Source organism: Pseudomonas entomophila, assembly GCF_023277925.1.
Classification (GTDB): Bacteria; Pseudomonadota; Gammaproteobacteria; order Pseudomonadales; family Pseudomonadaceae; genus Aquipseudomonas; species Aquipseudomonas entomophila_D.
The window spans coordinates 4,628,700-4,650,410 of the sequence record NZ_CP063832.1; the positions used below are offsets into that span (position 1 = coordinate 4,628,700).

The window sequence follows — 21,711 nt, forward strand, 5'->3', positions numbered from 1 at the left end:
GGTGTTCGCCTGCAGGCCGGCGCCTACGAGGATGTAGGCGTTCCTGGCACTGTGTGGGATGCTTCACCAACACGCCAAAGACAGCTCAGGGTGCCGCCATGACCGAATCCCCTCAACGCACCGCCTTCTCCCATTTCCACCCCATCCTCACCCGCCCCCAGGACAACGACCACAACGGCCACCTCGCCGGCTCCACGGTACACGCCTTCTTCGAAACCGCCATCCAGGCCTTTCTCGTCGAGCAGGCGGAACTGGACCTGCGCGACGGCGAGCTGGCTGGCTTTGTGGTGAGCTCGAGCGCGGATTTCTTCGCCCTGCCGGGTTTCCCGGACGTACTCGAAGTGGGCCTGGGCGTGACCCGCCTGGCCGGCAGCACGGTGGAATTCCGCCTGGCACTGTTCCGCCCGGGCGAAGCCGAGGCCTGTGCGGCCGGCTCGCTGGTGGAAGTGTTCGTCGAGCGTGCGTCCGGGCGGCCAGTGGCGCTGCCGGAGACGCTGCAACTGATCCTTGCGGGGCTGTCGCTCAATCGTTGACGCGGATGATCCCCTCGCGCACGGCGAACAACACCAGCCCGGGCACGTCGTGGATCTGCAGGCGGTGCATGATCTGCGAGCGGTGCGCCTCGACGGTCTTGATGCTCAGGCCCAGGCCGTCGGCGATGGAGCGAGTGGTCTCGCCGCGGGCGATCAGGCGCAGGATCTCCAGCTGGCGCTTGGTCAGGGGCGCCTGGGGCGGTGCCGAGGTGCGCTTGCGGCTGTGCCTGAGGGCCTGGCCGATGACCATAGGCAGCACCGCCGACGAGAGAAACTGACCGCCACCGCGCAGCGTCAGCAAGGCCTGCTCCAGCTCCGCCACCGTGGCGTTCTTGAGCAGGAAACCGTGGGCGCCGAGTTGCAGGCAATTGAGCACATGTTCCAGCTGCGAGCGTGCCGAGAACATCAGTACACGGCTGGCCGGGGCGCGGATGAACAGCTCCTGCAGGGCCTGCTGGTTGTCCAGCTCACCGCTCATGTCGAGCACCACGATGTCTGGCTTGAGCTTTTCCGCCAGGCTCACGGCGGCCATGGCATCGCCCGTGTCGCCCACCACGGCGAAGTCTTTCTTCTGCTCCAGCAGGGCGCGCAGACCGGCGCGGAAGAGGGGCGAGTCGTCGGCAAGCAGGATTCGGCAAGGCATGGATAAGGGCCTGTTTCGCAAGGGAAGGGGGCGGCAGGCCTGCTCGATCCGAAAGCGCACTGCCGCGCGAAAGCGCGATCAGTCCTTTGCTGCCGATGGGCGCGGCAGTGCCTCCCATCATAGGCGCTCGAACACCGACGGCAGTAGCGGACGCAGGGGCAGGTCCAGTTCGTGGATGCTTTCGCTGTGGCCGATCATCAACAGGCCGCCGGGGCGCAGGTGCGCCAGCAACTGCCGGAGCATGCCACCTCTGTGGCGTGGCGCCAGGCTCGACAGCAGGTTGCGCAGAAGAATGACGTCGAAGCGCTCCAGATGTTCGGGCAGCGGCCGGATCAGGTTGATCGCTTCGAAGCGCACCTGCTCGCGCAAGGCGGGCGCGACGCGCAGGCGGCCGGCCATCTCGCCGATGCCGCACAGGCAGTGGCGGGTCAACCAGCCTTCGGGAAAGTAGCGGGCCTGGGCGATGTCGTAGATGCCGGCACTGGCATGTTCCAGGCGTTGCGTGTCGAAGTCGCTGGCCAGCACTTGCCAGCCGGGCAGTTGGGCGTGCTCGGCGGCAACCATGGCCAGGCTCCAGGCTTCCTCGCCGGTGGCGCAGGCGGCGCTCCAGAGGCGTGCGGGGTGGCCAAGAGCGGGCAGCCAGCGGGCCAGCCACTCGAAATGGCGATGCTCACGGAAGAAGTAGCTGTCGCGAGCGACCAGCAGGCGCAGCAACTGATCGTGCTCCTGCGTGCCCTGCTGCTGGTCGAGCAGTGTGAGGTATTGATCGAAGGTGCTCAGGCGATGAGCTTTCAGGCGCTTGTGCAGGCGCGCAGCGACTACGGCGCGGCGGTCGTTGGCCAGGTACACGCCGGTAGCTTGCTCGACCCGCTGGCGAATGCGCGCAAAGTTGTCTTCGCTGAGCAGTGGCGGGCGCGGCATCCTTCAGGCTCCTTTGGCCTTGGCTGAACAGTTGGGGCCTGTGGTGATCGCGCGCATTCCCTGCGTCCTGTCTGGAGTTGGTGGAGGGGATGATAGCTAGTGGCTACTTGCCTCCATATCGGGGGCGCCCTTAATCCTCAGGTGTGCGCGCAAATGAAAAAGCCCTGCCGGTGAGGGCAGGGCCTTAGGTGACAAGCTTAAGCCTGGGGATCAGTCGCGCCAGTGACGCTTGTGCTTGCGGTGGCCGTAGTGGTGGCCGCGGTCATAGTAGCGGCGATCGTCGTAGTCGCGACGGTAGCGGCGTGATTCGTGGCGCTCGTCTTCGTCGGCCTTGTTGCCCATGTAGTTGCCCAGTGCGCCACCGGCGCCACCACCGGCTGCCGCGCCGATATAACTGCCGGTGGTGCCGCCCATGGAGCGACCCACCACGTTGCCGCCGGCCGCGCCCAGTGCGCCGCCGATGGCCGCTTCGCCACGCTGGCGCTTGTCGGCACCCAGGGCGCCGCCGGCCGCGCCGCCCAAGCCGGCACCAATGGCGCCGCCGGTGCTACCACCGATGGAGTTGCCCACCACGGAGCCCAGTACCCCACCCAATGCGCCGCCAATGCCGGCCTCGGTGGTGCCGCCTGCCATGGCAACGCCGCTGAGCAAGCTGAAAGACAACAACAGAATCGAGGAGTACTTCTTCATCAAGAGAGCCTCAGAGGGATGACGAGGCGGAATTTGAGGCTCGGCGAGGCGCCTGGCAATTGAAATCCGACGAGTAGCACGAGTTGTACACAATTCTCTAAGTTATTGAATTATGTATGAAACTTTCGCGTTTTTCGGCTGTCTGAGCTACTTATGACGAAGCCCTGATCCATTGCGGAACAGGGCTTTTTTTGTGGAGATTGCCCGGCTCTGTAGAAGCGGCTTCAGCCGCGATGCGGGCAATACGGTGTCTGCCACCCGCTTCGCCGGTGATCGCGGCTAAAGCCTCCTACAAACACCTTCGCGAGCGAATCAGATGATTCGCCCGTTGTCCTCCGCGCGTTCCAGCTTGATGGCGATGAACTTCGACGTCGGCGTGTGGCTGCCATCGCCGATGCTCTCCAGCGGTACCAGTGGGTTCACCTCCGGATAGTACGCCGCCGCCTGGCCTGCGGGAATGTCGAACGCCAGCAGGGTGAAGCCCTGCACCCGGCGCACATGCTCATCCCCCCACAGCGATACGATGTCGACCTTCTGCCCCGGCTGGAAGCCCAGGCGGACGATGTCCGCTTCGTTGACGAACAGCACGTCGCGCTGGCCGCGCACGCCGCGGTAGCGGTCGTCCATGCCATAGATGGTGGTGTTGTACTGATCGTGCGAGCGCATCGACTGCATGATCAGGTCCGGCACCTGGCCGCTGGCACGCACACGCGCGTCGAGCAGGCTGTCGGGCAGCAGATTGGCCTTGAAATTGGCGCGGCCGCTGGCCGTTTTCCATTGCCGGCTGCCGGCACTGTTACCCAGGTAGAAGCCGCCAGGCAGTTGCAGGCGTTCGTTGAAATCGGCGAAGCCCGGGATGGTATCGGCGATCAGGTCGCGGATGCGGTCGTAGTCGGCCACCAGCCAGTGCCAGTCCACCGGCAGCTTGCCCAGGGTGGCGGCGGCGATGCCGGCGACCACCGCTGGCTCCGAGCGCATCTGCCTGGACAGCGGTTTGAGCTGGCCGTTGGAGGCGTGGACCATGCTGAACGAGTCTTCCACCGTGACCGCCTGGGGGCCTTCACCCTGCAGGTCGATGTCGGTGCGGCCCAGGCACGGCAGGATCAGCGCCTGCTTGCCGTGGACCAGGTGGCTGCGGTTGAGCTTGGTGCTGATGTGCACGGTCAGCTCGCAGTTGCGCAGAGCCTGCGCGGTGCGCTCGGTATCCGGCGTGGCCTGGGCGAAATTGCCGCCCAGCCCGATGAATACCTTGGCCCGGCCGTCGAGCATGGCGTGGATCGCCTCGACGGTGTTATGCCCGTTGTGGCGTGGCACCGGGAAGCCGAAGCGCTTTTCGAGGGCGTCGAGCAGGAACACCGGCGGGCGTTCGTTGATGCCCATGGTGCGGTCGCCCTGCACGTTGCTGTGGCCGCGCACCGGGCACAGGCCGGCGCCTGGCACGCCCAGGTTGCCGCGCAGCAGCATCAGGTTGACGATTTCCTGGATGGTCGGCACCGAGTGGCGGTGCTGGGTGATGCCCATGGCCCAGCACATGATCACCCGCTTGCCCTTGCAGTACATGCGTGCCGACAGCTCGATGTCGGCCAGGGTCAGGCCCGATTGCGCCTGGATCTGCTCCCACGGGGTGGCATCGACCACCGCCAGGTACTCATCCACGCCATGGCCGTGCTCGGCGATGAAGGCGTGGTCGAAGATCGGCGGTTCGCCTTTGGCGTGCGCCTCGCGCTCCCATTGCAGCAGGAACTTGGCCATGCCGCGCAGCAGCGCCATGTCGCCGCCCAAGGCTGGGCGGAAGAATGCGGTGTTGGTCGGGCGGTCGGTGTTGGTCAGCATCTCCAGCGGGTTCTGCGGGTGCTGGAAACGCTCCAGGCCGCGCTCCTTGAGCGGGTTGACGCAGACCACCTGGGCGCCGCGCTTCACCGCGTCACGCAACGGGTCGAGCATGCGCGGGTGGTTGGTGCCGGGGTTCTGGCCCCAGACGAAGATCGCGTCGGCGTGCTCGAAGTCGTCGTAGGTGACCGTGCCCTTGCCCACCCCCACGCTCTGGCCCAGGGCCACGCCGCTGGCCTCGTGGCACATGTTCGAGCAGTCGGGGAAGTTGTTGGTGCCGTAGGCGCGCACGAACAGCTGGTACAGGTAGGCTGCTTCGTTGCTGGCCCGGCCGGAGGTGTAGAACTCGGCCTGGTCAGGGCTGGCCAGGTTGTTCAGGTGGCGGGCGATCAGGGCGAAGGCGGCGTCCCAGTCGATCGGCTGGTAGCGGTCGGTGGTCGGGTCGTAGACCATCGGTTCGGTCAGGCGGCCCTGGTATTCGAGCCAGTAGTCGCTCTGCTCGCGCAGCGCGCTGACGCTGTAGCGGGCGAAGAACGCCGCGTCGACGCGGCGCTTGGTGGCTTCCCAGTTCACCGCCTTGGCGCCGTTCTCGCAGAACTTGACCATGCCGCTCTCGGGCGAGTCGCCCCAGGCGCAGCCGGGGCAGTCGAAGCCGCCGTTCTGGTTGGTCTTGAGCAGGGCGCGGATGTTCTTCAGGGCGTTGTCGCTGCCCACCCAGGCCTTGGCCACGCTGCGCAGCGCGCCCCAACCACCGGCGGGGCCGGGGTAGGGTTTGTAGCGGGGGGAAGAGGCGGGGGCGTTGTCTGGCAGTTTTTCGTAGGAGGTCACGGCTGTTGCTACTCCGCCGCTGGGCTGAACACCCGCGGTGCGCTGTGTTTGGGCAGATGGATGAGGTTGAGGTTGTGCTTGCGCGCCCATTGCAGGGCAAGGCCTGTGGGTGCGGAGAGGCTGACCAGGGTCTGGATGCCGGCGCGCAGGACTTTCTGGATCAGTTCCAGGCTGCAGCGGCTGGTGACGATGGCCAGGCCGCCGCTGGTGTCGATGCGCTGGCGCAGCAGGGCGCCGATCAGCTTGTCCAGGGCGTTGTGCCGGCCGATGTCCTCGCGGCCCAGCAGCAGCTGGCCGTCGTGGTCCATGAACAGCGCCGCGTGCACCGCGCCGCAATGCTGGCCCAACGGCTGGAAGGCATCGATGCGCTGGCGCAGGTCCTTGAGCCAGTGCGCGGGCGGCAGGGGCGCGCCGGGCAGCACGTCGAGCTCGGGCAGCGCCTGCTCCAGGGCCTCGACGCCGCATAGGCCGCAACCGCTGGTACCGGCCAGTTGGCGGCGCTGGTTCTTCAGGTTCCAGAAGGCGCGGCTGGAAATTTCCAGGTCGGCATACAGCGCCGAGCCGCTGCCGGACAGCTTCACGTCATAGATTTCATCGGTACCGGTGACGATGCCGCTGCCCACGCTGAAACCCACGGCGAAGTCTTCCAGGTCGGTGGGGCTGACCAGCATCACTGCCTGGTTGAGGCCGTTGTAGACGATGGCTAGCGCCACTTCCTCGGCCAGCGGCGTGGTGTCATGCGCGGCATCGGAGAGCTGGACATAGTCATAGGTGTTGCTGGCGGCGGGAAGGGCCAAAGGCATGGACGCCGCGCAGACCGGGGGCTTGCTGTTCATCGGAGCGAATACCGGCGGCAGTTTGACCTCACAAGCCTAGGCCGGTGGGCAGGTGCCGTCTAATCGCTAGCGTCTATGCCGTGATAGAGCGTGTCGATCAGTTGCAGGGGGGCGAGGTCGCCGATCCTGGCCTAGACTGCTGCTTCCACGGATTCACCATCAAAGGAGCGCCACATGAGCCTGTTCAGTTTCGTGAAGGAAGCCGGCGAGAAGTTGATCGACCTGCTGACGCCGGGCAATGCCAATGCCGAAGAACAGTTGAAGAAACACGTCCAGGACGTGGGGTTGGGCAACCCGAACATTTCGGCCACTGTAGAGGGCGACAAGGTCATCCTCAAGGGCGAGGTGAGCAGCCAGGAGGAGAAAGAGAAGATCATCCTGGCCGCCGGCAACATCGCCGGCGTGGCCTCGGTGGACGACCAGATCACCATCACCGGGCCCATCGCCCAGGCGGCGCGGTTCGTCACGGTGGAGAAGGGTGACACCCTTAGTGCCATCTCCAAGAAGGTGTATGGCGACGCCAACAAGTACAACAAGATCTTCGAGGCGAACAAGCCGATGCTCAAGCATCCGGACAAGATCTATCCGGGGCAGGTGCTGCGTATTCCGGACTGAGGGGTTCGCCTGTAGGGGCGGCTTCAGCCGCGATGCCTGGCACCCGCTTCGCGGGTGATCGCGGCTGAAGCCGTGCCTACGGGGTGAATGGGCCGTTACAACCCTTCCAGCAATGCCCGGTAATCCTCGACCGCCGCGAACTCCTGGGTGTCCCGCGGTTCGGCCCGGCTATCCGGCTGGCGCACCGCCAGCAGGTGCCCCACCCCGAAGCGCCGGGCGCTGCGCAGGATCGCCAGGGTGTCATCGATGAACAGGCTGCGCGCCGGCTCGAAGCCGATGTCCGCTTGCAATGCGTCCCAGAACTGCGGGCTTTCTTTCGGATACCCGTAATCATGCGAACTGATCAGCCGTTCGAAATAAGGCGCCAGTTCCACCCGCTCCAACTTCAGCGACAGCGAATCCCGGTGCGCATTGGTGATCATCACCACTCGCTTGTTCGCCTGGCGCACGGCTGCGAGGAAGGTGTCGGCATCCGGTTTCAGGGCGATCAGGTCGGCGATCTCCTGTTTCAGTTCGCGGATCGGCAGGCGCAGCTCGCGGCTCCAGAAATCCAGGCAGTACCAGTTGAGGGTGCCGGCGTGCTGCTCGAACAAGGGGCGCAGCTCCAGCTCGGCCATGGCCCGGCTCACGCCATGCAGCTCGGCATAGCGCTGGGGCAGGTGCTCCAGCCAGAAGCGGTTGTCGTAGTGCAGGTCGAGCAGGGTGCCGTCCATGTCCAGCAGGACGGTATCGATGGCGGACCAGGGAAGAACGGGCATGGGAAACTCTCGATCGGTCGGCAAGCCACGGTATAGTAACCCGTTCACGCCAAGGAGCCGCACCATGCGCCAGAAACCCACTGTCCTCAGCCGCGAAATCGTCGCCAGCAGCCGCCTGTTCAGGGTCGAAGCCGTGCAGTTGCGTTTCTCCAATGGCACCGAGCGCACCTACGAGCGCCTGGTTGGGCGTGGTAACGGCTACGGCGCAGTGATGGTCGTGGCCATGCTCGACGCTGAGCATGCAGTGTTGGTCGAGGAGTACTGCGGCGGCACCGACGAATATGAACTCTCGCTGCCCAAGGGGCTGATTGAACCGGGTGAGGATGTGCTGGCCGCCGCCGACCGGGAGCTCAAGGAAGAGGCCGGGTTCGGCGCACGCCAGCTAGAGCACCTGACCGAGCTGTCGCTGTCGCCCGGCTACATGAGCCAGAAGATCCAGGTGGTGTTGGCCACGGACTTGTACGAAGAGCGTCTGGAGGGCGACGAGCCGGAGCCGATGCGTGTCGACAAGGTCAACCTGCGTGAGCTCTCGGCCCTGGCCATGCACCCGCAGTTCACCGAAGGCCGCGCGCTGGCAGCGTTGTACCTGGCCCGTGACCTGCTGATCCAGCGCGGGGTATTGAGCGTATGAACGATCGGCAGTTGATGCAGGATGTGGTGACGCTCGCCTTGGCAGCGGGGGATGCGATCCTGCCGTTCTGGCGTGCGGATGTCACCGTGACCAACAAGGCCGACGATTCGCCGGTCACGGCAGCCGACCTGGCGGCCCATCGGGTTATCGCCGAAGGGTTGCAGGCGTTGGCACCACAGATTCCGGTGTTGTCCGAGGAGGACTGCGATATTGCGCTGGAGCGCCGTGCCGCCTGGCAGCGCTGGTGGTTGGTCGACCCGCTGGACGGCACCAAGGAGTTCATTGCCGGCAGCGAGGAGTTCACCGTCAACATTGCGTTGATCGAACGCGGCGAGGTGGTGTTCGGGGTGGTGGCGATGCCGACCAATGGGCGCTGTTATTTCGGCGGGCGCGAGCTTGGGGCCTGGCGTGCCGAGCGTGATGGCGCCGCGCAGTCGATCCAGGTGCGCGATGTGCCGCCACCCGGGACGAACTTCACGGTCGTCGCCAGCCGCCGTCATTCCAGCCCGCAGCAGGAGGCACTGCTGGCTGGCTTGAGCGGGGCGGTGGGTGAACTGGAGCTGGCCAATATCGGCAGTTCGTTGAAGTTCTGCCTGCTGGCGGAAGGAAGTGCCGACTGCTATCCGCGGCTGGCACCGACTTCGCAGTGGGACACGGCGGCTGCGCAAGGTGTGCTGGAGGGGGCCGGGGGCGTGGTGATCGGGTTGGATGGGTTGCCGTTTCAGTATCCGGCGCGGGAATCGTTGCTCAATCCATTTTTCCTGGCCTTGCCTCGGGCCGCGAAGTGGCGGCAGGCGCTGGTTGAGCTGGCAGGCGCGATCAGGGTTTGAGGTCGCCGGGGGCTGCTTTGCAGCCCATCACGGCTGAAGTCGCCCCTACAGAGGGACGCATTCCCTTGTACCGGCCTTAGCGATGCAGGACGTACTGCCCGCAGAATTTCACCGCAGGCTCGTCACTTCCTTCGTTGCTCACCACCGTTTCCAGCATCAGCCGCGCCCGCCCTCGGCGCTGGTACATCGCCAGGAACCGTTCCCAGGTCTTTTCGTCCGGCGCCGGGCAGCGCGCTATCGCCGTGCCAGTGACCGGCAGCGGGTAGCTGATCTGCCCTTCCTGGATGACGATATGCCCGTCATCGATCCCCAACTCACGCAAGCGCAGATGCAGCCAGCCCCAGCCCGCAAGCACCGCGCCGCAGTACAGGCTGCCGCCGAACATGGTGCTCTTGTGGTTGACGTTGGGGGCCAGCGGCAGCTTCAGATGCAGGCAGTGGTCCCGCCAGGCGATGACCTCCATCCCCATCTCGCGGGTGAGCGGGATGTCGCCGTGCAACACGGCTTGCAGGTACTGGCTATCGGTACTCATGAACGGTTGTCCTCCTGGTCGTCGTGCGCACCGTTACTGCCGTCGAAGCTCAGGCCGTGCTTGCGCAGCTTGTCGTGCAGGGTCTTGCGCGGGATGCCGAGGGCTTCGGCGAGGCTGCGCATCGAACCGTGTGGTTGGGTGAGTTCGGCGGCGATCAGCGAGCGTTCGAAATGCTCGACTTGCTCGCTGAGGGTGCCGGTCGGCGCGGGGCCTTGAACATCGTGGGGGCTGGCGGGCGCCTGGCCGTCGAGGGCCAGTTCCAGGCCCAGGGCGAAGCGTTCGGCGGCGTTTTGCAGCTCGCGCACGTTGCCCGGCCAGTCGTGGCGCAGCAGTAGGGCGCGCTGGGCCGGTTGCAGGGTGTTTGGCGGCAGGCCATGACGCTCGCTGGCGGCATCGGCGAAATGCTGGAACAGGACGAGGATGTCGTCGCCCCGTTCGCGCAGGGCTGGAATCCGCAGCGGCGCGACATTCAGGCGGTAGTAAAGGTCGGCGCGGAATCGCCCCTGGTCGGCGGCCTGGCGCAGGTCTTCCTTGGTTGCGGCAATGATGCGGATATCCAGCGGGATCAGCTGGTTGCCACCCAGGCGTTCGACCACGCGCTCCTGCAGCAGGCGTAGCAGCTTGACCTGCACGTCCAGGCTCATGCTCTCGATCTCATCGAGGAACAGGGTGCCGCCGTTGGCAAATTCGAACTTGCCGATGCGGCGTTTCTGCGCACCGGTGAAGGCACCGGGCTCATGGCCGAACAACTCGCTCTCGACCACCGACTCAGCCAGGGCGCCAGCGTTGATCGCCACGAACGGCCCGTCACGACGGCTCGAAAGATCATGCAAAGCGCGAGCTACCACCTCTTTACCGGCGCCGGTCTCGCCGAGGATCAGTACATCGGCCCGGGTCCCGGCGAGGGCGCCGATCTGCTCGCGCAGGCGTTGCATGCCCGGCGACTGGCCCACCAGGCGCGTGGCCAGTTGCTGGCGGTCGCTCAGGGCCAGGCGCAGGCTGCGGTTGTCCAGCACCAGGCGGCGCAGGGCCAGGGCGCGGCGCACGCTGTCGAGCAGGGCGTCGGTGGCGAAGGGTTTCTCGAGAAAGTCATAGGCGCCGGCGCGCATGGCCTGCACGGCCAGGGGCACGTCGCCGTGGCCGGTGATCAGCAGCACCGGCAGCTCGCTGTCGCGAGCGTGCAGTTGTTCCAGCAATTGCAGGCCATCGATGCCAGGCATGCGGATATCGCTGACCACCACGCCCGGCCAGTCGGCCTCGATGCGCGCGGCCAGGCCCTGGGCATCGGCCAATGGCACGACCTTGAGCCCGGCCAGGTCGAGGGTCTGGCTCAGGGCCTGGCGCAGGTGTGGGTCGTCATCGACCAGGATCACCTGGGCACGGCTGTCGATCAGTGTCTCGGTGGTCATGCCGAGGTGTCCTCCGAAGATTGCAGGTTGGCGCCGGGCTGGGCCATGCGCAGTTGCAGGGTCAGCAGGGCGCCGCCTTCCGGGTGGTTGGCCAGCAGCAGTTCGCCGCCCAGGGCGCGCATCAGGCTTTCGCAGATGGCCAGGCCCAGGCCCAGGCCCTGGGTGCGGGTCTTGGTGGTGAAGAACGGCTCCTTGGCGTGCTCCAGCGCCTGGCGGCTGAAACCGGGGCCGTTGTCGCGGATGTACAGGTAGACGCAGTCGTCCTGCCGTTCGGCACTCAGCCAGAGCTTGCGTGGGTTGGCTTTCTCGGTCAGGGCGTCGAGGGCGTTGGCCAGCAGGTTGCCCAGTACCTGGCGCAGGCGTGTTTCGCCCGCCTGCACCCACAGGGTGGCTTCTGGCAGGTCACGCACCAGCTCCACGGCCATGGCCCGGCGGCGCTTGGCCAGCAGCGCCAGGGCGTCGTCCAGCGCCGGTTGCAGGGCCACGCTTTCCGGGGCGTGGCGGTCGCGGCGGGCAAAGGCGCGCAGGTGGGCGATGATCGAGGCCATGCGCCCGGTCAGTTCACCGATCAGCTTGAGGTTGCCGCGCACGTCCTCGGTGCGCTGGTGGTCGAGCAGGATCTCGGCGTTCTCGGCGTAGCTGCGGATCGCCGCCAACGGCTGGTTGAGTTCGTGGCTGATGCTCGCCGACATGGTGCCTAGCACCGACAGTTTGCCGGCCTGAACCAGCTCGTCCTGGGCGCGCACCAGCTCCTGCTGGGTGTTCTCGCGCTCCAGCACCGCGCTTTTCAGCCGGGTGTTGAGGCCTTCGAGGTCGGCGGTGCGTTCTATCACGCGCTTTTCCAGCTCCTGGCGGGCACGGGCCTCGAAGTCGATGCGGTCGATGTAGTGACGGCGGCGTTGCATCACCAGGCCGGCCAGGAGCATGGCCACCAGCAGCGCGGCGCCGCCGATGGCCATGACGGTCTGCACCGAGCGGTCGACCAGCGTACGCGGCGCGAGGATGCTGACCTGCCAGCCGGTTTCCTTGATGTCGCGGGTCTGGATCAGCCAGGCAGCCTGGTCGAGGGTCAATGGCTGCGGGGCCTGGGTCGGGTAGGGCTGGATGGCGATGATCGCCTGGCGCTCGGTTTCGGTCAGCTCGCGGGTGGCGCGGAAGCGCCAGTCCGGGCGCGAGGTGAGCACCACCACGCCGTTCTGGTCGGTCAGCAGCAACTGCTCGGGGGTGCGGCCCCAGAGGGTTTCGGTATGGTCGAGGTCGACCTTGACCACCAGCACGCCAATCACCCGCTCGCGGTCGCGCACCGCCGCGGCGAAAAAGTAGCCGCGCTTGGCCGAGGTGGTGCCCTGGCCGAAGAAGCGCCCCAGGTGGCCTTCCATTGCCTCGATGAAGTAGGGGCGGAAGGAGAAGTTGCGGCCGAGGAAGCTGTCTGGCTTGTCCCAGTTGGAGGCGGCCAGGGTGTTGCCGCTGACGTCCATCAGGTACATCACTTCGGCACCGGTCTGGTGGGTGATGTCCTTGAGCAGGCGGTTGGCGTTGGTCACCGCCTCGAGCTTGAACGGGTCGGCCAGCACACCACGCAGGGCCGGCAGGTCGCCGAGGATCTGTGGCAGGGTCTCGTAGCGGTGCAGGGTGCCGAGCAGGTTGGCCACGTAAAGGTCGAGGGTCTGGCGGTTCTGCGAGGCCAGTTCGTCCTGGTAGTAGCGTTCGGCGAGGTGGTGCAGCGGCCACAGCAGTGGCGCCAGGCACAGGGCCAGCAGCGCCAGGCTGCGCCAGCGGGGGCGGCGTGGAGGCGTGGGTCTTGGAATCATCGCGATCATTGCGCCAGAAAAGTCTGGCGCAATTATGCGCTACTTCAGGCAGTCGATCAGCGCTTCATGCCAATGTGGTTGGCTGACCTGCCATTCCCGGGCGAGGCGCGAGCAGTCCAGGCGTGAATTGAGCGGGCGCCGGGCCGGCGTCGGGTACTCGCTGGACGGGATCGGCAGCAGCTCGGCGCAGGGCAGGCCCCGTGCCTTGAGCTGCTCGCCGATCGCCTGGGCGAAGCCGAACCAGGAGGTCTCGCCTTGGGCGGTCAGGTGGTAGGTGCCCCAGGCACCGGCCTGGTCTTGCTGCCAACGCTCGACCAGCGCGCGGGTGCTGGCGGCGATGGTGGCGGCCCAGGTGGGCGCGCCGATCTGGTCGTCCACCACCTTCAGCTGTGGCCGCTCCTGCAACAGCTTCTGCATGGTCAGCAGGAAGTTGCGCCCATGCCGCGAATACACCCAGCTGGTGCGCAGGATCAGGTGCTGTCCGCCGACCGCGGCGATCACCTGCTCCCCTGCCAGCTTGCTGCTGCCATAGACACCCAGGGGGTTGGTCGCGTCATCTTCGGTGTAAGGCGTGGCCTTGCCGCCGTCAAACACATAGTCGGTGGAATAGTGGATCAGCGGCACGCCAAGACGCGCGGCTTCTTCAGCGAGCACGCGCGGGGCTTGGGCGTTGATGGCGAAGGCCAGCTCCGGTTCGCTTTCGGCCTGGTCGACCGCCGTGTGGGCGGCGGCGTTGATGATCAGGTCGGGTTTCAGCTGGCGCAGCGGTTCGCGCAAGGCTTCCGGCCGGGCGAGGTCGAGCCGGTCGCGGCCAAGCGCCAGCACCTCGCCCAGGCCGTCCAGCGCGCCTTGCAGGGCTTGGGCGACCTGGCCATTTTGGCCACAGACGAGCATCTTCATGGGAACAGCTCGGCATCGCGCAACAATGCGCCGGCCTGGTCCTTGGTCGACAGGATCGGCGCGGCCTCGAGCCCCCATTCGATGGCAAGCTCAGGGTCGTCCCAGCGGATGCAGCGCTCGGCCTTGGGGTTGTAGTAGTCGGTCGTCTTGTAGAGGAAGTCGGCCGTTTCACTCAGCACCAGGAAACCATGGGCAAACCCCGGCGGGATCCAGAACTGCGTATGATCCTTGGCGCTGAGGCGCGTGGCGACCCACTTGCCGAAGGTCTTCGAGCTGCGCCGGATGTCCACGGCCACGTCGAGCACTTCGCCCTGGACAACCCGCACCAGTTTCCCCTGCGGGTTGTCGATCTGGTAGTGCAGGCCTCGCAGCACGCCGCGTTGCGAGCGGGAGTGGTTGTCCTGCACGAAGGCTGCCTCGAAGCCGGCTTTTTCAGCGAACTCGCGGGCGTTGAAGCTTTCGAAGAAGAAGCCGCGGTCATCACCGAACACTTTCGGCTCGATGATCAGGACTTCGGGTATGGCGGTCTTGACGATATTCATGGGGTCTCTTCAGCCAACTTTTGCAAGTACTGGCCATATCCTGTCTTTTTCAACTCCGCGGCCTTGGCCAGAAGGCTGTCGCGGCCGATCCATCCTTTCTGGAAGGCGATCTCCTCAAGGCAGGCCACTTTCAGGCCTTGGCGATTCTCGATGGTCTGCACGTACTGCGCCGCTTCCAGCAGGCTTTCGTGGGTCCCGGTGTCGAGCCAGGCGAAGCCGCGGCCGAAGCGCTCGACACGCAGGTCGCCACGCTTGAGGTAGGCATTGTTGACGTCGGTGATCTCCAGCTCGCCACGGGCGGAGGGACGAATATCCTTGGCGATCTTCACCACATCGTTGTCGTAGAAATACAGGCCGGTCACGGCGTAGCTGGATTTCGGCTGCGCGGGCTTCTCCTCGATCGACAACGCGCGGCCCTGCGCGTCGTACTCGACCACGCCGAAACGCTCCGGGTCCTTGACCCAGTAGCCGAACACGGTGGCGCCCGAGGGGTGCTTGACCGCTCGCTGCAGTTGTTCGCCGAAACCTTGGCCATGGAAGATGTTGTCGCCGAGGATCAGGCACACCGAATCGTCGCCGATGAACTGCTCGCCGATCAGGAACGCCTGAGCCAGGCCATCAGGTGAGGGCTGCTCGGCGTAGCTGATATTGATGCCGAACTGGCTGCCGTCGCCGAACAGCTGGCGGTACTGCGGCAGGTCACGGGGCGTCGAGATCAGCAGGATGTCGCGGATCCCGGCCAGCATCAGCACCGAGATCGGGTAGTAGATCATCGGTTTGTCGTAGATCGGCAGCAGTTGCTTCGATACACCGAGGGTGATCGGGTGCAGGCGGGTGCCGGATCCACCGGCCAGGACAATACCTTTAGTCATGCGATCAGGTCCTTGAAGTCGGAGTTGCCCAGACGCTCGCCCTGGTAGCTGCCATCCTGAACATGTTTGCACCAGTCTAGGTTAGCGAGGTACCACTGGACGGTCTTGCGCAGCCCTGTGAAGAAAGTTTCATCCGGTTTCCAGCCTAGCTCGTGTTCGATCTTGCTGGCATCGATGGCGTAGCGCTGGTCGTGGCCGGGGCGGTCCTGGACGAAGGTGATCAGGTCGACGTAGCGGGCCACGCCGGCCGGGCGGCGGTCGGGGGCGAGCTCTTCGAGCAAGTCGCAGAGGGTGTGCACCACGTCGAGGTTCTTCTGCTCGTTGTGGCCGCCGATGTTGTAGGTTTCGCCGACCTTGCCGGTGGTCACCACTGTCAGCAGGGCGCGGGCGTGGTCCTCGACGTACAGCCAGTCGCGTACCTGCTGGCCGTTGCCGTAGACAGGCAGCGGTTTGCCGGCCAGGGCGTTGAGGATCATCAGCGGGATCAGCTTCTCGGGGAAGTGATACGGGCCGTAGTTGTTCGAGCAGTTGGTGATCAGCACCGGCAGGCCGTAGGTGCGATGCCAGGCGCGGACCAGATGGTCCGAGGCCGCCTTGCTGGCCGAGTAGGGTGAGCTCGGTGCGTAGGGGGTGGTCTCGGTGAACAGGTCGTCGACGCCGTGCAGGTCGCCGTAGACCTCGTCGGTGGAGATGTGGTGGAAGCGGAACGCCGCGCGAGCGTCGGTGGGCAGGCCGTTCCACCAGGCACGGGTGGCCTCCAGCAGGGCATAGGTGCCGACGATGTTGGTGTGGATGAACGCGGCCGGGCCGTCGATGGAGCGGTCGACGTGGGACTCGGCGGCCAGGTGCATGATGGCCTGTGGCTGGAAGCGTTCGAGCAGGGCGCTGACCGTGGGCTGGTCGGCGATGTCGGCCTGGACGAACTCATAGCGGCTGTTGCTGGCGATGCCTTGCAGCGACTCCAGGTTGCCCGCGTAGGTCAGCTTGTCGAGGTTGAGGACTTCGTGCTCGGTGTTGTCGATCAGGTGGCGGACCAGTGCCGACCCGATGAAGCCGGCGCCGCCAGTGACGAGAATGCGCATGTGTTGTGTCCCTGCAGCTAGTCGATTTAAGAGGTGTGGCGTGGTGCTGCCGTCGGCCAGGCTCAACGGCGCGTCAGCGCCCGGCCAAGGGTGTCGACCACGCGGTCCTGCTGGGCAGGCTTGAGCCCGCACCACAAGGGCAGGCGCACCAGGCGCTCGGACAGGCTGTCGGTCTGCTGCATCGAACCATGCACACGGCCGTAGCGCTCGCCTGCTGGCGACGAGTGTAGCGGCACGTAGTGGAACACGGCGTAGATCTCTTCGGCGCGCAGGGCCTTGATCACCGCCTGGCGGTCCACGCCTGGCGCCAGCAGCACATGGTACATGTGCGCGTTGTGCTGGCAGTCGGCGGGCACGATCGGGCGTCGCAGCAGGCCTTGGGCCTCGAGCTCGGCCAGGGTGTCGTGATAGTGGTCCCAGCTGGCCAGGCGCTGGTCGGTGATGGTACGGGCTTCCTGCAACTGGGCCCAGAGGAAGGCGGCGATCAGTTCGCCCGGCAGGAACGACGAGCCCACTTCCTGCCAGGTGTACTTGTCCACCTGGCCTCGGAAGAAGCGGCTGCGGTCGGTACCTTTCTCACGGATGATCTCGGCGCGCAGCACCAGCTCCGGGTCGTTGACCAGCAACGCGCCACCTTCGCCGGAGATCACATTCTTGGTTTCATGGAAGCTGAACGCCCCCAGGTCGCCGATGCTGCCCAGGGCACGGCCCTTGTAGCTCGACATCACGCCTTGGGCGGCGTCTTCGACGACCCGCAGGCCATGTTTGCGGGCGATGGCCATGATGGTGTCCATCTCGCAAGCAACGCCGGCGTAGTGGACCACCGCGATGGCCTTGGTGCGCGGGGTGATCGCCGCCTCGATGAGTGTTTCGTCGAGGTTGAGGGTGTCCTCGCGGATATCGACGAACACCGGTATCGCGCCGCGCAGGACAAAGGCGTTGGCGGTGGAGACGAAGGTGTAGGACGGCATGATCACTTCATCGCCCGGCTGCAGGTCGAGCAGCAGCGCGGACATCTCCAGCGCGGCGGTGCAGGAGTGGGTCAGCAGGGCCTTGCCGCAACCGGTGCGCTCTTCCAGCCAGGCATGGCAGCGCTTGGTGAAGGGGCCGTCACCGGCGAGCATGTGGCCGAAGTTGGCCTCGGCGATGTAGTGGAACTCCTTGCCGGTCATGTGCGGGCGATTGAAGGGGATCTGGTCGTGGCTCATGGGCGGTTACCTGCGGGAGCGAGGGGCGCCTGGTCGCTGCGGATCGCACTGATGCGGCCGCCGATCTGGGTGCCCTTGGCAAGGTTGTCGTAGAAGTAGTCGGTGAAGCCGGCCTGGGCCATGGCGCGCTGGGCGGCTGCAATGTCGTAGGCGATGCGATGCAGGGTGAAGGCCTGGCCGTCCCAGGTGGCGAACGCCGCGCGCGGGTCGCCGTCGCGCGGTTGGCCCACGGAGCCGGGGTTGCACCAGGTCTTGCCGTTGCCGTGCCAGAGGTACTGCACATGGCTGTGGCCAGAGGCGAAGAAGCGCCCCGGGCGTTCGGCGAAATAAGCGTCGGAGGGCTCCAGGTATTCATCGAGCGGGTCGTTCCAGCCGCCGTGGATCAACGCCAGGCCATGCAGGTTGGCGCGCTCGGGCAGGCTTTCGAGCCAGGCGCGGTTCGCCGCGCTGATCACCTTGTGCTGGTAGTCGAGGCAGGCGTTGGCGCTGTTCGAGCGGGGGCAGGGCTCGCGGCGGGCGATGTAGGCATCGTGGTTGCCCAGCAGCGAGAAGATGCCACGCGCGCGCAGGGCGTCGCAGCAGGCGTTGATCTCGCTGTAGTAGCCGGCGGTGTCACCCAGGCAGACGATCTCGTCCACGCCCAGCCGGTCGAGCTCGGCGAGCACGGCGGACAGCGCGGCATAGTTGCCGTGGATATCAGAAATGATCCCGATCATGAACCACGTAGTCCTCGATGTAGCGCACGGCGAAGCCCGGGCGGATAGCCGGCTGCGTTGGCGTCTCGCCCTTCAGGTACCAGGCCAGGCACATGGCCGCCTCGTTGTAGCCGAACGCAGTGCGGATGGAACTGGTGGAGGAAATACGTGGGTTGATCTCCAACAGCTTCCAGGTACCGTCCGCCGCGCGCCGGAACTGCAGGTTGGTCGGGCCGACCGGCTTGAAGTGGCGGCACAGACGGGCGACCACGGCGTCCAGGGTCGGCTCGTGGCGCACCCAGGCCTTGGCGGTGGAACCGTCCGAGGCCAGGCTGCGCTGGAAAGTGATCGAGGCACAGGCCGCGCCACGGCCATCGCCGAACACCGCTACGGTGTATTCCTGGTTGGCGCTGCCGATGATCGGCTGGGCCATCAGCACCTCGCCCAGCAGTGGCGCCCAGGGGGTGAAATCAGCTTCCTCGCGCACCCAGACCAGGCCTTTGGAGGCGTAGCTGCGGCGAGGCTTGAGCAGGAACGGCAGGCCGAGCTCGGCGCTCAGCGAGGCAAAGTCACCGGCCAGGTGGCTGGGGATGCGACTGTCGTCCTTGACGGCCAGCAAGGCCTGGTCCATGGCGTACTTGTCGCGGGTCAGCGCGATCAGACGAGTGTCGTTGAGCACGACGCGGCAGCGGCTGCCAGCGAGCAGGTCGCGGTGTGCGTCGAGCCAGTGCACATCCTGTTCGATGCCGGGAATCAGCAGGTCGACCTGAAAACGTTCGATCACATCCAGCAGCCAGGTTGCATATTCCGGTGCGGCGGTCAGTGGGGCTTGCAGGAAGTGATCGCTCCAGGCCTGGCCGACCGCGTCGGCGTAGATGTCGGTGCCCACCAATGTCGCGCCGGGGGCGACGGCGCGCAGCGACTTGAGCAGCCCGTAGCCCATGATCGCGCCGACGCCGGTGACCAGAATGGTGCTCATTGGTGGTTCTCCTGGTGCTGCTTGAGCCGGGTCAGGCCCGTGTGCAGGTCGATGGCCGGCCAGTAGCCGATACGTTGGTAGAGGGCCTCGCAGCCACTGGCCATGGGCAGGTCCGGCAGGTCCGGCTTGCTGGCGTCGAAGCTGATTCGCTCTGGCGTGGCGAACACCTCGAACGCCGTCCGGGCGATCTGCGACAGGCGAAGGTCCTCGGGGTGGGCGCAGGTGAAGGTGCCGGTGACGCGCTGGGCGGCGATGCGGGTGCAGATTTCACCCAGGTCGTCGAGGTGCAGGTAGTTGCGCCGGGCGTCGAGCGTGCCGTGGAACGGCTGGGGCCGGCCCGCGCGGGCGTTGTCGGCAATGGCGTACAGCAGCGGTTGGTGGCGTCGGCAACGGGCCTGGCTGTCATACACCTGCGACAAGCGCAGCACGGTCAGTTCCAGGCCTTGCTGGGCACAGAACAGCGCCGCGACTTCCTCGGCGTGGCGTTTGGACAGGCTGTAGGCGCCGTAGTAGCGGTCGCCGGGTTGGTACAGCACCGACAACGACGACAGCAGGATCACCTGGCGTGCGCCACAGTGCTGGGCCAGGCGGCAGGCGGCGAGGGTGCCGACGCTGTTGACCCGTTCAGCGCGCACCAGGTCGTCCGCGCTCGGGCCACCGAAATCGGCGGCGGCCAGCACGACCAGGTCGAAGCGTTCGTCGACTTGCACAGGCGTTTGCCAATCGCTCAGGTCGAACGCAATGTCCGCCTCGCGGCGCCCGGCGAAGCGCACCTCGCCCAGCTGCGCCAAGGCCTGGCCCAGGGCTCGGCCAAGGGTCGAGGTGCTGCCGATCACCAGGCTGCGCATCAGTTGGCCGTCGCTTCGAGCATTAGCGCGCAGCTGAGCTCGGGGTAGTCGATGCCGACGGTGCACATGGCGCCGGTGATCTGCTCGCTGAGTTCGAGCTTGAGCAGTTGCGAGGTCATGAATGGCTTGAGGAACACGCCCTCCTTGCGGGTGACCTGGTAGCCGGCGTCGGTCAGCTCGCGGGTCAGGCTGTCCAGCGAATACACACGCTGGTGGCCCAGCTCCAGGTCGCCCTGGCCGAGGTTCATCATGTTCCCTAGCAGGCCGGCGGCGTGGCCGAAGCGGCGGTGCAGCGACTCGCCGTTGGGCACCAGCACGAACAGGCGCCCACCGGGCGCGAGGAAGCGGCGGAAGCGCTGCAGCACGGTCTGCGGGTCGTCCACGTGCTCGAGGACGAAGCCCATGACGATCAGGTCGAAGGTGCGCGGGCTGTCGAAGTTTTCGAAATAGCCCTCGACGATGTCCACGGGGCTTTCGGGGAACTGCTCGCGAAACTGCGCGATGACCGAGGCCGAGCCGTCGATGACGGTATGCGAGGCGAAGAACTGCGAGAAGCGATTGGTGGAGAAGCCATGGCCGACGCCCAGTTCGAGGATCGAGTCCTGCGGCTGGCACAGCTGCATGATCCGCTGGGGGTACCAGTTAAGGATGATGTCGTTGTCGAAGGCGTAGCCGAAGCGATCGCTGTAGGCGCCGATGTAGCTATCAAGCGTGTTGGTCATGGTGGGCTCGCAGGTCGGTTTCGGCGCGCTCTGGCGCGGTGGATGCAGAGGCGGACGGGAGCACGTGCTTCATGAAGCGCGGGGCTTCACGGCCGCAGTTGAACAGCAGGTCGAGGATGCTCACACCATGGGCGAATGCGCCCCACAGCTGTGGATACTCGGGGTAGCCGCGGTAGTCGAACCAGGTGACGGCGATGCCTTCGGCGTCGAACTGGCGTTCATCGAGGTAGTCACGCGCGGCAGGGCCCGACAGGTATTCGCTGGCGCCGGCCTGCCGGCACAGGTCGACCAGGCGCTCGGTCTTGCCTTCGCCGAGCTGGTAGTCCCAGGAGCGGCTGATGCGGGTGGTGATGCCAAGATAGTCGCAGACCGCTTGCAGCAAGGCATGGTTGAGCGCGCTGAGGTTGCCATGCGCCTGCTCCAGGTACAGGGGCTTGAGCCAGCGGGCGATTTCGGCGAAGCAGGGGGCCTTGGCGTAGTTGGCTTCCAGGGACTTCCAGTGCTTGACCTGCCAGCGGCTGTCGCGCAGCTCGACATCGCGGATACGCCGGTCGATGTCCTGGCCGGCGGGCACCGTCAGCCACTCGACACCCTTGGGCGTCTTGATCTGGTTGCGGTTGCGCCAGTCGTTCTTGGTGTACTGCATGTCGTCGTAGAGGATGAACTCGTCCACGGCGGCGATCAGGTCGAAATAGCCCTTCCAGGGGATGTAGTTCGACTGCAGGATGGCGACCCGCTTCATGGGCGCACTCCCATGCTGGCGCGACGTAGTTCTGACGCGAGCGGCAGCTTTGGCCTGGAATCGGCGTCAAGGCGCCGGGGAATAGCCAGCTGATCGTCGGGCATGTCGGGTTGGTTCCTGTTGGCCTGGGGGCGATGCGGAGCGCTCTGCGCCGTGGTTTTGCTGGGCGATACCGGTGTCTGGTCGCCTGGCGGGCCGGATCGTCCCTCTTGCTTCCGGGCAGCGGTAATGGCGATATAAGCAAAAAAGAGGCC

Annotated in this window: 23 protein-coding genes; 4 read left to right on the forward strand and 19 right to left on the reverse strand. The window is 65.9% G+C overall.

Translation table 11 applies throughout. The features are described 5' to 3' along the window. Nucleotides 1-98 precede the first annotated feature (98 nt). Nucleotides 99-533 carry an acyl-CoA thioesterase gene (locus IM733_RS20520; protein WP_248918248.1) on the forward strand — a complete coding sequence of 145 codons (435 nt, stop codon included), beginning with the start codon at nucleotides 99-101 and terminating at the stop codon, nucleotides 531-533. On the opposite strand, the gene IM733_RS20525 is transcribed toward IM733_RS20520, so the two are convergent. The 5 genes from IM733_RS20525 to fdhD all read right to left on the reverse strand — a co-directional run bounded on the left by IM733_RS20525 (nucleotide 523) and on the right by fdhD (nucleotide 6,281). Beyond that, complete coding sequence (locus IM733_RS20525; protein WP_248918249.1) at nucleotides 523-1,176, reverse strand: response regulator; 654 nt, start codon at nucleotides 1,174-1,176, stop codon at nucleotides 523-525. The genes IM733_RS20520 and IM733_RS20525 overlap by 11 nt on opposite strands. A gap of 117 nt (nucleotides 1,177-1,293) precedes the next feature. Next, a complete protein-coding gene (locus tag IM733_RS20530) occupies nucleotides 1,294-2,097 on the reverse strand; it encodes a CheR family methyltransferase (protein ID WP_248918250.1) in 804 nt (267 codons plus the stop codon). A gap of 210 nt (nucleotides 2,098-2,307) precedes the next feature. Then, entirely contained in the window at nucleotides 2,308-2,787 is a 480-nt protein-coding gene (locus IM733_RS20535) for a glycine zipper domain-containing protein (RefSeq protein ID WP_011531665.1), read from the reverse strand. Between the two features lie 312 nt (nucleotides 2,788-3,099). Beyond that, nucleotides 3,100-5,445 (reverse strand): FdhF/YdeP family oxidoreductase, encoded by a 2,346-nt coding sequence (locus IM733_RS20540; RefSeq protein WP_248918251.1) that lies wholly within the window; start codon nucleotides 5,443-5,445, stop codon nucleotides 3,100-3,102. 8 nt (nucleotides 5,446-5,453) lie between these two features. Next, nucleotides 5,454-6,281 carry a formate dehydrogenase accessory sulfurtransferase FdhD gene (fdhD, locus tag IM733_RS20545; RefSeq protein WP_248918252.1) on the reverse strand — a complete coding sequence of 276 codons (828 nt, stop codon included), beginning with the start codon at nucleotides 6,279-6,281 and terminating at the stop codon, nucleotides 5,454-5,456. Nucleotides 6,282-6,455: 174 nt separating this feature from the next. On the opposite strand from fdhD, the gene lysM reads away from it, so the two are divergent. After that, nucleotides 6,456-6,896 carry a peptidoglycan-binding protein LysM gene (gene lysM, locus IM733_RS20550; RefSeq protein WP_248918253.1) on the forward strand — a complete coding sequence of 147 codons (441 nt, stop codon included), beginning with the start codon at nucleotides 6,456-6,458 and terminating at the stop codon, nucleotides 6,894-6,896. A 95-nt stretch (nucleotides 6,897-6,991) separates the two neighbouring features. Here the strand turns inward: lysM and yrfG are convergent, their stop codons facing one another. Beyond that, on the reverse strand, nucleotides 6,992-7,654 hold the full coding sequence (gene yrfG / locus IM733_RS20555) for a GMP/IMP nucleotidase (protein ID WP_248918254.1): 663 nt from the start codon (nucleotides 7,652-7,654) through the stop codon (nucleotides 6,992-6,994). A gap of 64 nt (nucleotides 7,655-7,718) precedes the next feature. On the opposite strand from yrfG, the gene nudE reads away from it, so the two are divergent. Both nudE and cysQ read left to right on the forward strand, forming a co-directional pair. Continuing rightward, nucleotides 7,719-8,285, forward strand: a complete 567-nt coding sequence (gene nudE / locus IM733_RS20560; protein ID WP_213659158.1) for an ADP compounds hydrolase NudE — start codon at nucleotides 7,719-7,721, stop codon at nucleotides 8,283-8,285. After that, nucleotides 8,282-9,115, forward strand: coding sequence for a 3'(2'),5'-bisphosphate nucleotidase CysQ (gene cysQ, locus IM733_RS20565; protein ID WP_248918255.1), 834 nt, complete (start codon nucleotides 8,282-8,284; stop codon nucleotides 9,113-9,115). The genes nudE and cysQ overlap by 4 nt, the downstream gene beginning before the upstream one ends. Nucleotides 9,116-9,191: 76 nt before the next feature. Here the strand turns inward: cysQ and IM733_RS20570 are convergent, their stop codons facing one another. The 13 genes from IM733_RS20570 to IM733_RS20630 all read right to left on the reverse strand — a co-directional run bounded on the left by IM733_RS20570 (nucleotide 9,192) and on the right by IM733_RS20630 (nucleotide 21,457). After that, the gene (locus tag IM733_RS20570) at nucleotides 9,192-9,647 is read right to left on the reverse strand and encodes a YiiD C-terminal domain-containing protein (RefSeq protein WP_248918256.1); all 456 of its coding nucleotides are present in this window, start codon (nucleotides 9,645-9,647) and stop codon (nucleotides 9,192-9,194) included. Next, nucleotides 9,644-11,056: a sigma-54-dependent transcriptional regulator gene (locus IM733_RS20575; RefSeq protein WP_248918257.1), complete on the reverse strand. Its 1,413-nt coding sequence runs from the start codon at nucleotides 11,054-11,056 to the stop codon at nucleotides 9,644-9,646. The genes IM733_RS20570 and IM733_RS20575 overlap by 4 nt, the downstream gene beginning before the upstream one ends. Further along, entirely contained in the window at nucleotides 11,053-12,867 is a 1,815-nt protein-coding gene (locus tag IM733_RS20580) for a sensor histidine kinase (RefSeq protein ID WP_248918258.1), read from the reverse strand. Before IM733_RS20580 ends, IM733_RS20575 begins: the two co-directional genes overlap by 4 nt. A 39-nt stretch (nucleotides 12,868-12,906) precedes the next feature. Further along, complete coding sequence (gene rfbD, locus IM733_RS20585) at nucleotides 12,907-13,767, reverse strand: dTDP-4-dehydrorhamnose reductase (protein WP_248918259.1); 861 nt, start codon at nucleotides 13,765-13,767, stop codon at nucleotides 12,907-12,909. Beyond that, a complete protein-coding gene (gene rfbC / locus IM733_RS20590) occupies nucleotides 13,764-14,309 on the reverse strand; it encodes a dTDP-4-dehydrorhamnose 3,5-epimerase (protein WP_248918260.1) in 546 nt (181 codons plus the stop codon). The genes rfbD and rfbC overlap by 4 nt, the downstream gene beginning before the upstream one ends. Continuing rightward, nucleotides 14,306-15,181 carry a glucose-1-phosphate thymidylyltransferase RfbA gene (rfbA, locus tag IM733_RS20595; RefSeq protein ID WP_248918261.1) on the reverse strand — a complete coding sequence of 292 codons (876 nt, stop codon included), beginning with the start codon at nucleotides 15,179-15,181 and terminating at the stop codon, nucleotides 14,306-14,308. Before rfbA ends, rfbC begins: the two co-directional genes overlap by 4 nt. After that, nucleotides 15,178-16,263, reverse strand: coding sequence for a dTDP-glucose 4,6-dehydratase (rfbB, locus tag IM733_RS20600; protein WP_248918262.1), 1,086 nt, complete (start codon nucleotides 16,261-16,263; stop codon nucleotides 15,178-15,180). The genes rfbA and rfbB overlap by 4 nt, the downstream gene beginning before the upstream one ends. 62 nt (nucleotides 16,264-16,325) lie before the next feature. Next, on the reverse strand, nucleotides 16,326-17,471 hold the full coding sequence (gene rffA / locus IM733_RS20605; RefSeq protein WP_248918263.1) for a dTDP-4-amino-4,6-dideoxygalactose transaminase: 1,146 nt from the start codon (nucleotides 17,469-17,471) through the stop codon (nucleotides 16,326-16,328). Next, complete coding sequence (locus IM733_RS20610) at nucleotides 17,468-18,187, reverse strand: metallophosphoesterase family protein (protein WP_248918264.1); 720 nt, start codon at nucleotides 18,185-18,187, stop codon at nucleotides 17,468-17,470. The genes rffA and IM733_RS20610 overlap by 4 nt, the downstream gene beginning before the upstream one ends. Beyond that, nucleotides 18,168-19,145 (reverse strand): ATP-grasp domain-containing protein, encoded by a 978-nt coding sequence (locus IM733_RS20615; protein ID WP_248918265.1) that lies wholly within the window; start codon nucleotides 19,143-19,145, stop codon nucleotides 18,168-18,170. The genes IM733_RS20610 and IM733_RS20615 overlap by 20 nt, the downstream gene beginning before the upstream one ends. Continuing rightward, nucleotides 19,142-19,993, reverse strand: a complete 852-nt coding sequence (locus tag IM733_RS20620) for an NAD-dependent epimerase/dehydratase family protein (protein ID WP_248918266.1) — start codon at nucleotides 19,991-19,993, stop codon at nucleotides 19,142-19,144. The genes IM733_RS20615 and IM733_RS20620 overlap by 4 nt, the downstream gene beginning before the upstream one ends. Then, on the reverse strand, nucleotides 19,993-20,715 hold the full coding sequence (locus tag IM733_RS20625) for a class I SAM-dependent methyltransferase (protein ID WP_248918267.1): 723 nt from the start codon (nucleotides 20,713-20,715) through the stop codon (nucleotides 19,993-19,995). The genes IM733_RS20620 and IM733_RS20625 overlap by 1 nt, the downstream gene beginning before the upstream one ends. After that, nucleotides 20,699-21,457: a WbqC family protein gene (locus tag IM733_RS20630; protein WP_248918268.1), complete on the reverse strand. Its 759-nt coding sequence runs from the start codon at nucleotides 21,455-21,457 to the stop codon at nucleotides 20,699-20,701. The genes IM733_RS20625 and IM733_RS20630 overlap by 17 nt, the downstream gene beginning before the upstream one ends. Nucleotides 21,458-21,711 lie beyond the last annotated feature (254 nt).